General features: G+C 61.2%; 14 protein-coding genes. 4 read left to right on the plus strand and 10 right to left on the minus strand.

Going from position 1 to position 14,377, the window contains the following annotated elements; translation table 11 throughout:
- Positions 1–32 precede the first annotated feature (32 nt).
- Both WHX55_RS27185 and yedA read right to left on the minus strand, forming a co-directional pair.
- Complete coding sequence (locus WHX55_RS27185) at positions 33–1,370, minus strand: DEAD/DEAH box helicase (RefSeq protein ID WP_150755014.1); 1,338 nt, start codon at positions 1,368–1,370, stop codon at positions 33–35.
- 78 nt (positions 1,371–1,448) lie between these two features.
- Positions 1,449–2,381 (minus strand): drug/metabolite exporter YedA, encoded by a 933-nt coding sequence (yedA, locus tag WHX55_RS27190; RefSeq protein ID WP_150755015.1) that lies wholly within the window; start codon positions 2,379–2,381, stop codon positions 1,449–1,451.
- 165 nt (positions 2,382–2,546) lie between these two features.
- On the opposite strand from yedA, the gene WHX55_RS27195 reads away from it, so the two are divergent.
- Positions 2,547–3,002 carry an Lrp/AsnC family transcriptional regulator gene (locus WHX55_RS27195; protein WP_007994028.1) on the plus strand — a complete coding sequence of 152 codons (456 nt, stop codon included), beginning with the start codon at positions 2,547–2,549 and terminating at the stop codon, positions 3,000–3,002.
- Between the two features lie 131 nt (positions 3,003–3,133).
- On the opposite strand, the gene WHX55_RS27200 is transcribed toward WHX55_RS27195, so the two are convergent.
- The 3 genes from WHX55_RS27200 to WHX55_RS27210 all read right to left on the minus strand — a co-directional run bounded on the left by WHX55_RS27200 (position 3,134) and on the right by WHX55_RS27210 (position 5,150).
- Entirely contained in the window at positions 3,134–3,745 is a 612-nt protein-coding gene (locus tag WHX55_RS27200; RefSeq protein ID WP_150755016.1) for a 3'-5' exonuclease, read from the minus strand.
- 22 nt (positions 3,746–3,767) lie between these two features.
- Complete coding sequence (locus tag WHX55_RS27205; RefSeq protein ID WP_007990686.1) at positions 3,768–4,247, minus strand: NYN domain-containing protein; 480 nt, start codon at positions 4,245–4,247, stop codon at positions 3,768–3,770.
- Positions 4,248–4,367: 120 nt separating this feature from the next.
- Positions 4,368–5,150 carry a DUF2076 domain-containing protein gene (locus WHX55_RS27210; protein ID WP_150755017.1) on the minus strand — a complete coding sequence of 261 codons (783 nt, stop codon included), beginning with the start codon at positions 5,148–5,150 and terminating at the stop codon, positions 4,368–4,370.
- A 178-nt stretch (positions 5,151–5,328) separates the two neighbouring features.
- Between WHX55_RS27210 and WHX55_RS27215 the strand changes: the two genes are divergently transcribed.
- Positions 5,329–6,003, plus strand: a complete 675-nt coding sequence (locus tag WHX55_RS27215; RefSeq protein WP_353741629.1) for a YciC family protein — start codon at positions 5,329–5,331, stop codon at positions 6,001–6,003.
- A gap of 66 nt (positions 6,004–6,069) precedes the next feature.
- Positions 6,070–7,149 (plus strand): endonuclease/exonuclease/phosphatase family protein, encoded by a 1,080-nt coding sequence (locus tag WHX55_RS27220; protein ID WP_353741630.1) that lies wholly within the window; start codon positions 6,070–6,072, stop codon positions 7,147–7,149.
- Between the two features lie 142 nt (positions 7,150–7,291).
- On the opposite strand, the gene WHX55_RS27225 is transcribed toward WHX55_RS27220, so the two are convergent.
- The 5 genes from WHX55_RS27225 to WHX55_RS27245 all read right to left on the minus strand — a co-directional run bounded on the left by WHX55_RS27225 (position 7,292) and on the right by WHX55_RS27245 (position 13,189).
- Complete coding sequence (locus tag WHX55_RS27225) at positions 7,292–8,125, minus strand: ABC transporter ATP-binding protein (protein WP_353741631.1); 834 nt, start codon at positions 8,123–8,125, stop codon at positions 7,292–7,294.
- On the minus strand, positions 8,113–8,916 hold the full coding sequence (locus tag WHX55_RS27230; protein ID WP_007990681.1) for an ABC transporter permease: 804 nt from the start codon (positions 8,914–8,916) through the stop codon (positions 8,113–8,115). The genes WHX55_RS27225 and WHX55_RS27230 overlap by 13 nt, the downstream gene beginning before the upstream one ends.
- Before the next feature lie 8 nt (positions 8,917–8,924).
- Positions 8,925–9,911, minus strand: a complete 987-nt coding sequence (locus WHX55_RS27235; protein WP_353741632.1) for an ABC transporter substrate-binding protein — start codon at positions 9,909–9,911, stop codon at positions 8,925–8,927.
- Between the two features lie 395 nt (positions 9,912–10,306).
- Complete coding sequence (locus tag WHX55_RS27240; protein WP_151214167.1) at positions 10,307–11,677, minus strand: aspartate aminotransferase family protein; 1,371 nt, start codon at positions 11,675–11,677, stop codon at positions 10,307–10,309.
- A gap of 21 nt (positions 11,678–11,698) precedes the next feature.
- Positions 11,699–13,189: an aldehyde dehydrogenase gene (locus tag WHX55_RS27245; protein ID WP_353741633.1), complete on the minus strand. Its 1,491-nt coding sequence runs from the start codon at positions 13,187–13,189 to the stop codon at positions 11,699–11,701.
- Positions 13,190–13,415: 226 nt separating this feature from the next.
- Here WHX55_RS27245 and WHX55_RS27250 point away from each other — a divergent pair, with 226 nt between their 5' ends.
- The gene (locus WHX55_RS27250) at positions 13,416–14,336 is read left to right on the plus strand and encodes a LysR family transcriptional regulator (protein ID WP_007994018.1); all 921 of its coding nucleotides are present in this window, start codon (positions 13,416–13,418) and stop codon (positions 14,334–14,336) included.
- Positions 14,337–14,377: the final 41 nt, after the last annotated feature.

Here is a 14,377-nt window from a genome sequence, read left to right on the forward strand (position 1 = left end):
TCGCGAAGGCGATCTAGCCGACGCTACCGCTATTAAGGCTTACGCTTACGCGGCCCGGTATTGAACACCGGCACCTTGCGAACAGGTTTGATAGAAAGCTCTGCTGGCGCAACCTCTCCGCTATCCACCCACTTGCCAAGATTACGCTTGCCGCCACCACCGGAAGCTTTTGGCTTCTTCGGTTTTTTCGGCTTCTTCACGACCTGGCCGCTGGCATCGGTGTCCGGCACGCGGTGCTCCGGTTCGAAGTCCGGTTCGTTCTGCCGCTTCAAGGTCTGGCGGGTCAGCATCTCGATGGCCGACAGCAGATTAACTTCATCGGCGCAGACCAGGGAAATCGCTTCGCCCGTCGAACCCGCGCGGCCGGTACGACCGATGCGGTGGATGTAATCCTCAGCGACGATCGGCAAGTCGAAGTTGACCACCAACGGCAGGTCTTCGATGTCCAGGCCACGGGCCGCCACGTCGGTAGCGACCAGAATCTGCACTTCACTCGCCTTGAAACGATCCAGTGCGCGCTGACGAGTCGCCTGGGGTTTGTCGCCATGGATACCGTCGGCATTGATGCCCAGGCCCTGGAGTTTATCCACCAGCGCATCCACGCCGTTGCGGGTCTTGGCGAACACCAGCACCTGCTTCCACTTGCCCTTGCGCATCAGGTGAACGAACAGCTCCGGCTTGCGCTTCTTGTCCACCGTCACGATCCATTGCTTGACCGTATTGGCCGCAACGTTGCGCGGACTGACTTCGATTGTCAGCGGATCGTTGAGCATCTGCCCGGCCAGCAGGCGGATGTCATCGGAGAAGGTCGCGGAGAACAACAGCGTCTGACGTTTCTTCGGAAGAGCGCGGTAAATGTTCGCCAGTTCCTCGGAAAAGCCCAGGTCGAGCATGCGGTCGGCTTCGTCCAGCACCAGGGTCTGCAACTGGTTGAACTTCAGCGCGTTCTGGCGGAACAGGTCAAGCAAGCGGCCCGGGGTCGCCACCAGCAGGTCGACGCCGCTGCGCAGCTTCATCATCTGCGGGTTGATGCTGACGCCGCCGTATACCGCGTAGGTGCGCAGCGGCAGGTTTTCGGCGTACTGGCGCACGGCTTCGTGAACCTGCTCGGCCAGCTCGCGGGTCGGTACCAGGATCAGCGCGCGGACCGAGTTGGCGGTGACTTTCGGCCCTTCCATGGCCAGCAGTTGCAACAGCGGCAGGGCGAAACCGGCGGTCTTGCCGGTGCCGGTCTGGGCGGCGGCCATCAGGTCACGACCGGCCAGCACCGCCGGAATGGCTTGCGCCTGAACCGGCGTCGGAGTCTGGTAGCCGAGCGTCTCGAGGGAGCGCAGCAAGGGTTCGATCAGGCCAAGGGTGGCGAAAGTCATGGGAGTACCGTAGGAAAATTCAGCGCGGGTTGTTCAAAACAAGTGTGCAAAACAAGATGCAATGCCGCGCAGTTTACCCTAATTCACACGGGATTCTGTCGGTACTGCCGTCGCCACCACTGGCCGCTCTGGCGTGCGGCGCCATTGTGGCAAGCCGATCAACACCACGGCACTGATGATCACCGCCATCGCCAGGGCTTCCTCGATACCGATGGTCTCGCCAACGAACACGATCCCCAGCAGCACCGCCACCGCCGGGTTGACGTAGGCATAACTGGTGGCCGCCGCCGGACGCACGTGTTTCAGCAGGTACATGTAGGCGTTGAAGGCGATGATCGAACCGAACACGGTCAGATACGCCAATGCGGCCCAGCCTTCGATCGGCGGCACCTTTTCCAGGTGTTCACCGCTGACTGCGCTGGCAATCAGCAATACGACGCCGCCCACCAGCATTTCCACTGCGCTGGCCATCGCGCCTTGTGGCAGCGGCAAGTGTTTGCTCCACACCGAGCCAAAGGCCCAGGTTGCCGCCGCGAATATCAGCAACGCCGCGCCCAAAGGGCTCGATTGCAGATTGGAGCCGAGGTTGAGCATGGCGATGCCGATCAGCCCGAGCACGATCCCTGCCCATTCGAGACGGGTATTACGCGCGCCCCAGAAATAGCCGCAGAGCAAGGTAAACAGCGGCACCGTCGCCACCGCCAAAGCGGCCACCCCGGAGGCCACGCCCGTGTGTTCGGCCACGCTCACCGCGCCGTTGCCGCACGCCAACAGCAAAATCCCGATGATCCCGGCGGCTTTCCACTGCGCCCAGGTCGGTGCCGGCGCCCCGCGCCAGCGCAGGAAGGCATACATCAAGGTTCCGGCGATCACGAAGCGGATGCCCGCAAGCAGCAACGGCGGCCAGGACTCCACGCCGATGCGGATCACCAGATAGGTCGAACCCCAAATCACATACAAGGCGAAGAAGGCAGCGATCAAGGGTAAGGGAAAGCGACGAAGGCCGGACATGGGGGCAGCTCACAGGCAAGGACAAGTGAACGGCTATTCTAGAAAGGCCAGCGTCGGAAAATAAGTTACAAAACCTGTTTAAAGCGCCGGTACACTTTTCAAATCACGGAGTTCAGCGCTATAAACCATGTTTTCGAAAGTCGGCCATTTTCAGGAGTCACCCCGATGGATAAGTACGACCGAATGCTGCTCAGCGCCCTGCTGGAAAACGGTCGCGCGTCCTACGCGGACCTGGCGCGCAAGGTCAACTTGTCCGCCCCGGCCGTGGCCGAGCGCGTGGCCAAGCTCGAAGCCAGCGGCGTGATCACCGGTTATCAGGCGAAAGTCGACATGGCCAAGCTCGGCCTGCCGATCCAGTGCGTGATCGAACTGCGCCTGAACCAGCACGGCAACCAGAAAGCCTACGACGACCTGATCAAAATCCCGCAATTGACCGAATGCCATCGTGTGACCGGCGACCCGTGCGTGATCATGCAAGCGGCGGTGGGCTCGATGCCGGAGCTGGAAGAGCTGATCAACCGGATTGCTACGTTCGGGTTCAGCAAGACGTCGATTGTGTTATCGAGTGCGATAGAGAAGCGGGTGCCGTTGGGGCATATCGAAGGGAATGGCAAGCTTTGATCGAACGCGGAACCTGTAGGAGCGAGCCTGCTCGCGATGGTCGCCAACGATAACGCGGGAAACCTGACACCCCGCACTGTTCTCGGGTTCATCGCGAGCAGGCTCGCTCCTACAGGGGGTATGCGGTGTTTTCAGAATCCGCGATAGCGCTTGAGGTGTTCGCCCACTTTCGCCGCCGGGACCTTCTGCAACTTGCACAACAAGTCATGGGACAGCTCGCGCAAGCCATGCTTCTGGCGCAACTCCTCGGCCAGATGCGCCGTCAGGTTGGCCGCCATTTCGGCATCGGCCATGGCCCGGTGGGCCTTGCCCGTATGGGGCAGGTTGGCGAACGTGGTGAGGGTGCCGAGTTTGTGGTTCGGCGCGGCGGGCATCAGGCGGCGGGCCAGTAGCAGCGAGCAGGCAAAATTCTGCAAGCGGGTGCGTTTGATTCGCCCCAGTTCGAAGTCCCAGAACTTCTGGTCGAACGCGGCATTGTGCGCGAGCAACGGGGTGCAGCCGACGAACTCATTCACTTCGTTCATCACCTGCTCCGCCGACGGCGCGGTGCGCAGCATGGCGTTGCTGATGCCGGTGAGTTGCTCGATGAAGGCCGGGACGCGCACGCCGGCGTTCATCAGGCTTTGGTAACGCTCGACGATGCGCCCCTGTTCAAGGATCACCACGGCGATTTCCGTGGCCCGGCAGCTGCTGCTCGGGGAGATCCCGGTGGTTTCAAAGTCGATGACTGCTATGCGTTCCAAACCTGGTTCAACTCCGTAAAAATCAATTCTTGAGCAGCAACGCGCCTTCGATCGGCACGTAACGGCTGGCGGCGCGGATCAGCGAGTTGGCGGTCAGGCCCGGCACGCCGTAGGCCACCGCTTGCACTCCGTGTTTGCTGATGATGCGTTCCAGCAGCATGTCGAAATCACCGTCGCCGGAGGCCAGGACGATTTCATCGACATGGTCGGCGGCATCCATGATGTCGAGGGTGATGCCCACGTCCCAGTCGCCCTTGGCCGAACCATCGCTGCGCTGGATGTACGGCTTGAGCTTCACGGTGAAACCGAGGTTGCGCAGGATCTGCTGGAACTGCTGCTGTTTGCTGTCGCCACGGTCGATGGCGTAGGCGTAGGCTTCGACGATCTCGCCCTGTTTGCTGATGTCAGCCCACAGTGCGGCGTAGTTGAAGTGGCAACCATAAGCCTGACGCACGGTGTAGTAGAGGTTCTGGACATCGGCGAACACTGCGATTTTTTTCACCGGCTTTCCTCAAGGCTGAATCAGGCACCAGGCCCGAAAAGTCGCCCAGTATGCCAGCCCGAAGGATTGTTCCGCGAATAATCGGCCCGGAGCGCGGTTGCGCTCCGGACGAATGGCGTGTCAGACGAAGGAATCGTCGTCGCCGCCGAAGAACGATGAGCTGTCATCGCTGTAGTCGGCGTCGCTGAACCCGCCCTGATCGTTGCTGTAGGAATCGTTACCGGCCATGCGCTGGTCATCGCCCCAGCCATTGTTACCCTGGTCGTTGACCTGGGCCGGCTCTTCCTTGATGACTTCGACGACTTCCGGTTGCTGATTGTGATGGAACAGGCTGCTGATGCCTTGTGCCAGCATCACGCCACCTGCCACGCCGGCGGCGGTTTTCAGCGCACCACCGAGGAAACTGCTGCCAGCCGCTGCCGGAGCCTGTTGCTGGGGGGCATAGCCCTGCTGTGGATAGTTTTGCGGCGGCGCGCCGAAGTTCTGCTGTGGCGGTTGCGAACCGAACGACGGGCGTCCCGGTTCACGCCAGCCAGCATTCGATGCTGGTGTGCTCAGGGTTGGCGCGGGCTGAGGCTCACGAGAGCTGCCGCCAAAGATGCTCGACAAAAAGCCACCACTGTTGGGTGCCGGAGCCGGGGTCGCCTGGGACTTGGCCTGTTGCAGTTCGGCCTGCAATTGCTGGACTTGCTGGGTCAGTTGTTTGTTTTGCTCATCGAGGCTCTTGATCGCCGCCTCTTGCACCAGAATCGCCTGGGTCATGAAATAACCTGCCGCGGGCTGGCGCGTCAGGTGTTCCTTGATCCGCGCCGCGGCCTGGCCGTCGCGCGGGGCTGAGTCCGTTTCGGCCTGTTGCAGCCGGGAAAACAGTCCATCGATCAGGGTTTGTTCTTCGCTGTTCATGGCGACCTCGTAGATTGCCGGGAAAATCGTTGCCTTTATCCAATGAGGATAAGGTGCTCGACCTTAATGGAGGCTGAAACAAGATGTTTCAATGTCCTTTACCGAACGTTTACGTTTGCGTCCCCCGGCGCTTGATCGGTTAAAGTGAGCCACTGCTTCCAACCTGCGATACCAACTGATGAATCCGTTAGATGTGCTGCGTGACTCCCTGTATTTCTTCAAGCGCAATCTGCGCCAGATCGTGCAGCTGTGCCTGCCGCTGGTGATGCTTGAGGCACTACTGCAACAAGTGGTCGACCACTCCACCGAGCCGGACAGTTTCCCGGGCATCAGCGTGATTGTCGGCTTGCTGGTGTACCCGCTGTACACCGCCGCGCTGATTCTGTTTCTCGATGCTCGCAGCCGCGGCGAATCGCCGAGCAACCGCGAGCTGCTGTCTAGGTCCGCCTACCTGTGGCCGCGCTTCGCCTTGCTGACGGCGCTCAATACCGTGCTGATTCTGCTGGGCCTGTCGCTGTATTTCCTGCCGGGTATCTACCTGATGGTGACCCTGGCGTTTGGCGAATACCTGCTGGTGTTGCGCGGCCTGGCGCCGCTGGCGGCCATGAAGGAAAGCCTGCGCATGACCCAAGGGCATTTCTTGCGCATCCTGCTGTGCATTCTGTGTGTGATGGGGCCGTTGTGGCTGCTCAAAGGCGTGACGCTGGCGGCGTACCCGGAACCTCAGAACCCGGTGGTTTCAGTGCTGATCGACAGCGCCCACAGTTTCCTGCAGCTGTTTACCAGCGTGGTGCTGTTCCGTCTGTTCATGCTGATCAACCCGTTGCCTGAGAGAAATGACAGCTCGCTCTGACCTTGGGCACGACCATCGCTCTCGGGTATGCTCGGCAATAATCCTGTAACGCTAATAAGCCGAGCCATGACCCGTCTACTGCGCTACACCCTGCTGGGCCTGCTGATCGTGACCGGCCTGATCACCGCGATGATCTACAGCCTGACCTGGCGCCCCGACACCAAAGAAGTATTGCCAGTCAGTTGCAGTGCCCAGGCCCCCTCCCTGGTCCCCGGGCAGGCGTTGAAGGTGATGACCTGGAACGTCCAGTCCCTGGCCGGCAAGCGCTACGTCTTCTGGAATGACCTGGCCGCCGGTACCGACGAACGCCCCACAGCGGAAGACATGGCCTTCAGCCTCGACGAAGTGGCGCGGGTGATTCGCGACGAACAACCGGACATCGTGTTGTTGCAGGAACTGGACGACGGCGCCAAGGCCAGCGATTACCAGCACCAGTTCAAACTGCTGCAAGAACGGCTCGCCGACTTGTATCCCTGTGGCACCAGCGCGTTCGACTGGAAGGCCGACTTCGTGCCGAACCCGCACATCTTCGGCAGTGTCGGCCGGCAACTGGCGACCCTGAGCCGTTACCGGATCGAACATGCTGAACGGCTGCAACTGCCCATCGCCTCGGGCAATCCGCTCAGCCGCCAATTCAAACCCAAAGACGCCTTGCTGGTGAGCTACTTGCCGTTGAGTGATGGCGGGCAAATAGCGGTGTTCAATACCCATCTGGACCGTGCCAACCAAGCCGACAATACCTTGCAGAACCAGGTGAGCGCCGTGGCCAGGGCCCTCGATAAACTCGAAAGCCGTGGCACGCCGTGGCTGATCGGTGGGGATTTCAACCTGTTGCCGCTGGGCCAGTATCGACGCCTGTCCGACGCGCAACGCGCCCCCTACTCCGCCGACAGCCCGTTGCACCTGCTGTGGGACAAATACCCGATGATCCCGACCAACAACGAAGCCAGTGGTATCGACCGCGAACGCTGGCTGACCCATTACCCGAACGATCCCGGGCTGAACGGCCCGGACCGGACTGTCGACTACCTGTTCTACAGCCCGCGGATCAAACGAGTCGAGGCGATGGTGCGGCAGGATGATACGTTGCGTATCTCCGATCACCTGCCGGTGATTGCGCGGTTCCTTCTACCGGCTGCACCCTGACACCTCACTCCAGCCAGACACATAACCTGTGGGAGCGAGCCTGCTCGCGATTGCGGTGTGTCAGGCAAATCAATATTGACTGACACTACGCCATCGCGAGCAGGCTCGCTCCCACAGGGATGGTGCATGGCCGCAATCAGCCTTAATGCACCTCCTCCAGATCATCATGCAGCAGCCCGAAGATCTCGCGCTTCATCTCGATGAACGAGCGTTCCATGACCATATCGAGGTGACGTGGGCGCTCGATCGGCACATCCAGGATCTGCTTGATCCGCCCCGGCCTGGCGCCCATCACATACACCCGGTCACCCAGCAGAATCGCCTCGTCGATGTCGTGGGTCACGAACAACACGGTCTTCTTGCTGTTGCCCCACACCCGCAGCAACAACTGCTGCATTTGCAGGCGCGTCTGGCTGTCGAGGGCGCCGAAGGGTTCGTCCATCAGCAGGATCTGTGGATCGTTGGCCAACGCCCGGGCAATCGCCACGCGTTGCATCATTCCACCGGACAACTGCTTGGCGTAGTTGTCGGCAAAGCCGCTCAGGCCCACTTCGTTGACGTAGTAATCGACGATGTCCTTGCGTTGCGCCGCCGGCATGCCGCGGCGCTTGAGGCCGAATTCGACGTTCTGCCGCACCGTCAGCCACGGGAACAGCGTGTAGCTCTGGAACACCATGCCACGGTCCGCGCCGGGGCCTTCCACCTGTTGGCCGCCGACGTAGATCTCGCCCGAGGTCGGTTCGGCCAGGCCGGCGGTGAGGTACAGCAGGCTCGACTTGCCGCAACCCGAAGGCCCCACCAGTACCGCAAATTGCTGGTCCGGCACCTCGAACGACACTTCCTCCAACGCGGTAAAGGTACCGCCATCGGGTTTCCTGTAACTCAGGCTGACCTTGTCCACTTTCAGCCGGGGCGCGCTTACCGGTGCAGCCTGAGGGGCGACAAAACGATGAGTGGCGGCGGTTACTGAGCCCATGCGGTGATCCTCAGACGTAGGAAACGGAACAGTTGATCGGTGACCAGGCCCAGCAGGCCGATAATCGCGATGGCGAGGAAAATCACATCCACCTGGAAGCCACGCATGGCCTTGAGGCTCAGGTAACCCAGGCCACTGGAAGCGGCGACCAGTTCAGCCACCACCAGGTAAGTCCAGGCCCAGCCCATGGTCACGCGCAGGGTGTCGAGCACGCCGGGTAGCGAAGCTGGAGCGATCACATGCAACACCGCATCGCGGCGGTTCGAACCCAAGGTGTAGGAGGCGTTGATCAGGTCCTTGGAGATGCCTTTGGACACGTCCGCGATCATCACCAGTTGCTGGAAGAACACGCCGAAGATGATCACCGACACCCGCTGCTCCAGACCGATGCCGATCCACAGGATGAACAGCGGCACGAACGAGGTCACCGGCAGGTAGCGAATGAAATTCACCAGCGGCTCAAGGAACGCCTGGACGATGCGGAAACTGCCCATCAACAGCCCCAGCGGCACCGCCACCAGGGACGACACGATGAAACCGACCATCACCACTTCGACGCTGGCCCATACATGCTGGCCGAGGGTGCCGTCGCGACCCAGGCGCACGGCGGCCTCGACCACCGCGCCCGGCGTCGGCAGGAACATGCCCGGCACCACGCCACCGTAGGACAAGCCGGCCCACAGGCCGACCAACAACACCCAGGCCAGGCCGCTCGCGCTCCAGATCACCGAGACCGGCAAACCGGTCTTGGGCGTGATGCAGCGGCTCAGCCATGAATTGCGCTTGAACATGCAGCCTCCTAGAGCGGGGTGACGAAGCGGTTGTCGATCAGGTCGTCATTGCTGACGTTGTAGGGCTTGCCTTGCAGCTCGCTGGCGGTCTCGTTGGCCAGTTTGATCAGCGGTGCGCTGTCACCCGGCTTGCCCGGCGAGCCCAGGAGTTTTTCGCTCATGGCCTGATCGTAGAAACGCACGCCCTGGGCGGCCGCTTCCATTTCCTTCGGATCGGCCAGGTAACCGCCGACACCCTTGGCCATGATTTTGTAGGCTTCCTGCGGATGATCCTTGGTGTACTGCACGGCTTTGTACAAACCGGCCACCAGGGCCTTGACGTCTTCCGGCTGCTTTTCGATCACGCTGCAGTTCAGTGCGACCACGTCGACGATCACCCCCGGTGTGCTGCTGCTGTCGATCAGCACCTTGCCCTGCTTTTTGTCGCGAACCATCGACAGGTGCGGCTCCCAGGTCACGGCGGCCGGTACGCGACCGGCGATGAACGCGGTGGCGGCGTCGTCGGCCGTCATGTTCTGCACGGTGATGTCGCTCATTTTCATGCCGTGTTTTTTCAGCAGATACGACAGCCAGAACTGCGAGGTCGAACCTTCGTTGACCGCAACGGCCTGGCCTTTGAGTTCCTGCAGGCTCTTGACGTCCTTGCCCACCAGCACGCCGTCGCCACCATGGCTGTCGTCCAGCGCGGCCACGGCCTTGAAGCAGAATTGCGGACGGTACTTGAGCACCTCGTCGATGGTCGACGCCGAGCCGGACAATTCGCCGGACGCTTGTGCGGCCATGTACATCGCCGCTTCTTCGACCACCGGCAATTCGACGGTCAAACCGTTTTCCTTGAAGTAGCCAAGGTCCCGGGCCAGGTGCAGGGTGCCGTAGCCGACCCAGGTGGTATGACCGATGGACAGGGTGCCGGCCTGGGCGCTGGTGGCGACCGTCGCGGCGATGGCGGTGACCGCCAGTGGATGGGCAACGCGGGTAAGCAAGGACTTGATCATGGAGCACTCCCAAAGCTGTTGATTTAGTTTTGTCATGGGCAGTACGGCGAACCCTGAATCGGCTGCAACCTGTGGTCTCTCGGGGACCCTTCGGCGGACAGCATTCGGTGGGCTGGCGAGATCGATGTTGGCCCAAGGGCGGGATTAGGAAAATGAGGAAATATGTGGATGCGAGTGATGAAAAAACTGGTTAGTGCGCACTGCTAAAAGGCGGCAATGGCAAAGTTGCACAAGGTCAGTGCAAGGCATGAAAAATGTGTCGAATGATCAATAGCATTCGCGAGCAGGCTCGCTCCCACAGGGGTTCTATGCCGACTTCATTACTGAGATCGGCACAAATCCAATGTGGGAGCGAGCCTGCTCGCGAATAAGGTCCGCAGGACCTTCAGGCGATATCAGAGCCGACCATATTCCTGCGCCGTGCGATCCACCGCTTTCAAAGTCTTGCTGATCAGCTCATCAATCTCTTCACGGCTGGCAATCAACGCCGGCGCCATGATCATCCGGCCCAAGGTCGAGCGAATGATCACCCCCTCCTCGAAGCCAATCGTGCGGCAGCGCCAGGCGATGTCGTTCTCGTTGGCGAAACGCTTGCGAATGGATTTGTCTTCAGCCAGTTGCAGCGCCGCGACCATGCCGGTGCCCTGGATGTCACCCACCAGCGGGTGCTTGCCGAACACTTCGCGCAGGCACTGCTGCAGGTACGGGCCGATGTCGTCCTTGACCCGCGTCACCACGCCTTCATCACGCAGGGCCTTGAGGTTGGCAATCGCCACCGCCGCCGCCACCGGGTGCCCGGAATAGGTCAGGCCATGGGCAAACACGCCGCCCTGCTCCACCAGCACCGAGGCCATTTTCTTCGACAGAATCAAGCCGCCCATGGGGATATACCCCGAGGTCAGGCCCTTGGCGATGGACAGGGTGTCCGGCTCGAAACCGAAGTACTCGTGGGCGAACCATTCGCCGGTACGACCGAAGCCGCCGATCACTTCATCGGCGCACAGCAGTACGTCGTACTTGCGGCAGATGCGCTGGATTTCCGGCCAGTAGCTTTCCGGCGGGAAGATCATGCCGCCGGCGCCCTGGAACGGTTCGGCGATGAAGCCCGCGATCTTGTCCGCACCCAGCTCGAGAATCTTCGCTTCCAGTTGCTGTGCCGCGCGCAGACCGAATTCGGCTGGGGTCAGGTTGCCTTCGTGGGCGAAGAAGTACGGCTCGTCGATGTGCTCGATGTCCGGAATCATGCCGCCCATTTCGTGCATGAACTTCATACCGCCCAGCGCCGTCGCGGCCAAGGTCGAACCGTGGTAACCGTTCCAGCGGCCGATCATGATTTTCTTCTCGGGCTTGCCGAGCACCTGCCAGTAGCGACGCACCGTGCGGATCAACACCTCGTTGGCTTCGGAGCCGGAGTTGGTGTAGATCGCGTGGCTGTAGTGAGCCGGCAGCAGGCTGAACAGCAGCTCGGACAGCTCGATCACCTGCGGGTGGGTGGTGTGGAAAAACATGTTGTAGTACGGCAGCTGTTCCAGTTGCTGGCTCGCAGCAAAGGCCAGGTCCTTGCGCCCGTAACCGAGGTTGGTGCACCACAGCCCGGACATGCCGTCGAGGTAACGCCGGCCATCGTTGTCCCACAGGTGCAGGCGTTCGCCACGGACCATCACCCGTGGCCCCTCGTCGTTAAGGGCTTTCTGATCGACGAACGCATGGATGTGGTGCGCAGCGTCGGCGGCCTGGTAGTCGCGGGTATCACGTGGTGTGGTCATCGCCAGTTCTCCGTTTTGTTATCAGCGCAATTGAAACCAGGTGGTCTTCAACTGGGTGTATTTATCGAATGAATGCAGGGACAGGTCGCGGCCGAAACCCGACTGCTTGCCACCGCCAAAAGGCACGGTCACGTCCAGCGCATCGACGCTGTTGACCGACACCGTACCGGCCCGCAATTGTCGCGCCACACGGTGGGCGCGGTTGAGGTCGTCGGTCCACAGCGAAGCCGCCAGACCGTAGACGCTGTCGTTGGCCAACTGCAAGGCGTGGGCCTCGTCGTCGAATGGCGTGATCGCCAACACCGGGCCGAATACTTCATCGCGAAACAGCGGCATGTCCGGTGTCACGCCGGTGAAAATCGTCGGCAAGATGAAGTTGTCCGAGCCGTTGAAGATCGACTGCCGACCGCCACAAACCTTGGTCGCGCCCTGCTGCTCGGCCTGCTGGATGAACTTCATGATGCGCGCGGTCTGACGGCTGTCGACGATGGCCCCGGCGGCGCTCGACGGGTCCAGCGGATCGCCCGGCAACCAGCGTTCGGCCTGGGCCTTGAGGCGTTCGACGAACTCGTCATGAATCGAGCGCTGCACCAGCAACCGTGAGTTGGCCGAGCAGACTTCGCCCTGATTGAAGAAGATCCCGAATGCGGCTTTCTCGGCGGCCAGGTCCAAGTCCTGACAATCGGCGAACACCAGGTTGGCACTCTTGCCGCCGCACTCCAGCCACACCTGCTTGAGGTTCGACTGGGCCGAGTACTGCATGAAATATTTGCCGACTTCAGTGGAGCCGGTGAACACCAGGCAATCGACGTCCGGGTGCAGGCCGAGGGCCTTGCCAGTCTGCTCGCCGAGGCCCGGCAGTACGTTGAGTACGCCTGCCGGAATCCCCGCCTTAAGCGCCAGTTCAGCCAGGCGCAGGGCGGAAAACGGCGACTGCTCGGCAGGCTTGAGGATCACCGAGTTACCCGCGGCCAGGGCCGGGGCGAGTTTCCACGCGGCCATGTCCAGGGGGAAATTCCACGGCACCACGGCAGCCACCACGCCGAGGGCTTCGCGGGTAATGGTTGCCAGCACGTTCTGCGCACTCGGCGCGACCTGATCGTAGAGTTTGTCGAGGCTCTCGGCGTACCAACGGAACACCCCGGCGGCACCCGGCACGTCGATGTTGTAGGCGTCCGTGACGGGCTTGCCCATGTTCAGCGAATCGAGCAGCGCCAGCTCTTCACGGTTTTCGAGGATCAAGTCGGCCAGGCGCAACAGCACTTGCTTGCGTTCGGTCGGCGAGCGCGCAGCCCAGGTGCCAGCCTCGAAGACCTGCCGCGCATTGTGCACCGCCGCGTTCACGTCTTCTTCACCGCAGGCGGCAACGTTGGCCAGGCATTGCCCGGTGGCAGGGTTGATCGCGGCGAAAGTCTGTCCCGACTGCGCCGGGCGGCGCTGGCCGTCGATCACGGCCTGGTCGGGAAACCGCAGGGAAGCGGCCTTGCGTTGCCAATACTCAAGCTCGAACACGTTCAGATGCTCCAGAGGACATTCTTGTGTATTGGATAGTCGCTCAGGCCCAAGCGGTGGAAAACCAGTAAAAATGTGTTCGCAGGCCAAGAAAAAACTACGTAGCCAATCTCCCTTCTGGCGCAGCATGTGGTTATTGTTCAAACACAACAAATCGCTACCCGAGCGGATCGGGGTGGCGCGCAAATTGCCAGGATGCCTGATCCGTTCTCCCCCGAGGTTTGCTGTGGCTGCCTACAATCTGCGTCAACTGAAATACTTCATCACCACCGTCGAGTGCGGCAGCGTCGCCGAGGCCTCGCGCAAGCTGTACATCGCCCAGCCTTCGATCTCCACGGCCATCAAAGGGCTGGAAGACAGTTTTGGCGTGCAACTGCTGATTCGTCACCATGCACAGGGCGTTTCATTGACCCCCAGCGGTGCACGCTTCTACCGCAAGGCCCAGGAACTGCTGCGCATGGCCAAGGAGTTCGAACAGAACGCCCTGGCCGACAACGATGTGGTCTCCGGGCAGATTGATATCGGCTGTTTCGAAACCGTCGCGCCGCTGTACCTGCCGCAATTGATCGCCGGGTTTTCGGCGTTGTACCCGGGGGTGGAAATCCGCATCCGCGACGGCGAGCAACAAGAACTGGTGCAAGGCCTGACCTCCGGAGCCTTCGATCTGGCGATCCTCTATGAACATGACCTCGACGGCACCATCGAAACTGAACCGCTGATGCCGGCGCAACGACCTTACGCGCTACTGCCGGCGGATCACCGTTTTGCCCAGCAGGCACAGGTGTCGCTGCGGGACCTGTACCTGGAGCCGATGATTCTTCTGGACGTGCAGCCGAGCCGGACCTATTTCGTCAGCCTGTTCGATGAACTGGGCCTGACGCCACGCATCGCCTTCAGCTCGCCATCGATCGAGATGGTGCGCGGCATGGTTGGACAGGGATTCGGGTTCTCGATCCTGGTGACCAAACCGCATTCGGAGTGCACCTACGACGGGCAGAAAGTGGTGTGCGTGGACATCGCCGAAGACGTCACCGGATCCGGGCTGGTGGCGGCATGGCTCAAGCGTGGGCAGCTGACCAAGCCGGCGCAGTTGTTTGCGGACTATTGCCGCGAGCAACTCACGGCGAAATCCGAAAGATCGCAGTAACTCTGTGGCAAGCCCCCTCACCACAGAGTCCAGCGTTCAGC

Source organism: Pseudomonas fluorescens (assembly GCF_040448305.1).
Lineage (GTDB): Bacteria > Pseudomonadota > Gammaproteobacteria > Pseudomonadales > Pseudomonadaceae > Aquipseudomonas > Aquipseudomonas fluorescens_BH.

Bases quoted from the DNA above. Each gene is read 5' to 3' on its own strand.
- WHX55_RS27215 (WP_353741629.1), top strand. From the start codon at position 5,329: ATGAATCCGTTAGATGTGCTGCGTGACTCCCTGTATTTCTTCAAGCGC.
- WHX55_RS27210 (WP_150755017.1), bottom strand. From the start codon at position 5,150: ATGAACAGCGAAGAACAAACCCTGATCGATGGACTGTTTTCCCGGCTG.
- WHX55_RS27220 (WP_353741630.1), top strand. From the start codon at position 6,070: ATGACCCGTCTACTGCGCTACACCCTGCTGGGCCTGCTGATCGTGACC.
- WHX55_RS27230 (WP_007990681.1), bottom strand. From the start codon at position 8,916: ATGTTCAAGCGCAATTCATGGCTGAGCCGCTGCATCACGCCCAAGACC.
- WHX55_RS27225 (WP_353741631.1), bottom strand. From the start codon at position 8,125: ATGGGCTCAGTAACCGCCGCCACTCATCGTTTTGTCGCCCCTCAGGCT.
- yedA (WP_150755015.1), bottom strand. From the start codon at position 2,381: ATGTCCGGCCTTCGTCGCTTTCCCTTACCCTTGATCGCTGCCTTCTTC.
- WHX55_RS27195 (WP_007994028.1), top strand. From the start codon at position 2,547: ATGGATAAGTACGACCGAATGCTGCTCAGCGCCCTGCTGGAAAACGGT.
- WHX55_RS27235 (WP_353741632.1), bottom strand. From the start codon at position 9,911: ATGATCAAGTCCTTGCTTACCCGCGTTGCCCATCCACTGGCGGTCACC.
- WHX55_RS27185 (WP_150755014.1), bottom strand. From the start codon at position 1,370: ATGACTTTCGCCACCCTTGGCCTGATCGAACCCTTGCTGCGCTCCCTC.
- WHX55_RS27240 (WP_151214167.1), bottom strand. From the start codon at position 11,677: ATGACCACACCACGTGATACCCGCGACTACCAGGCCGCCGACGCTGCG.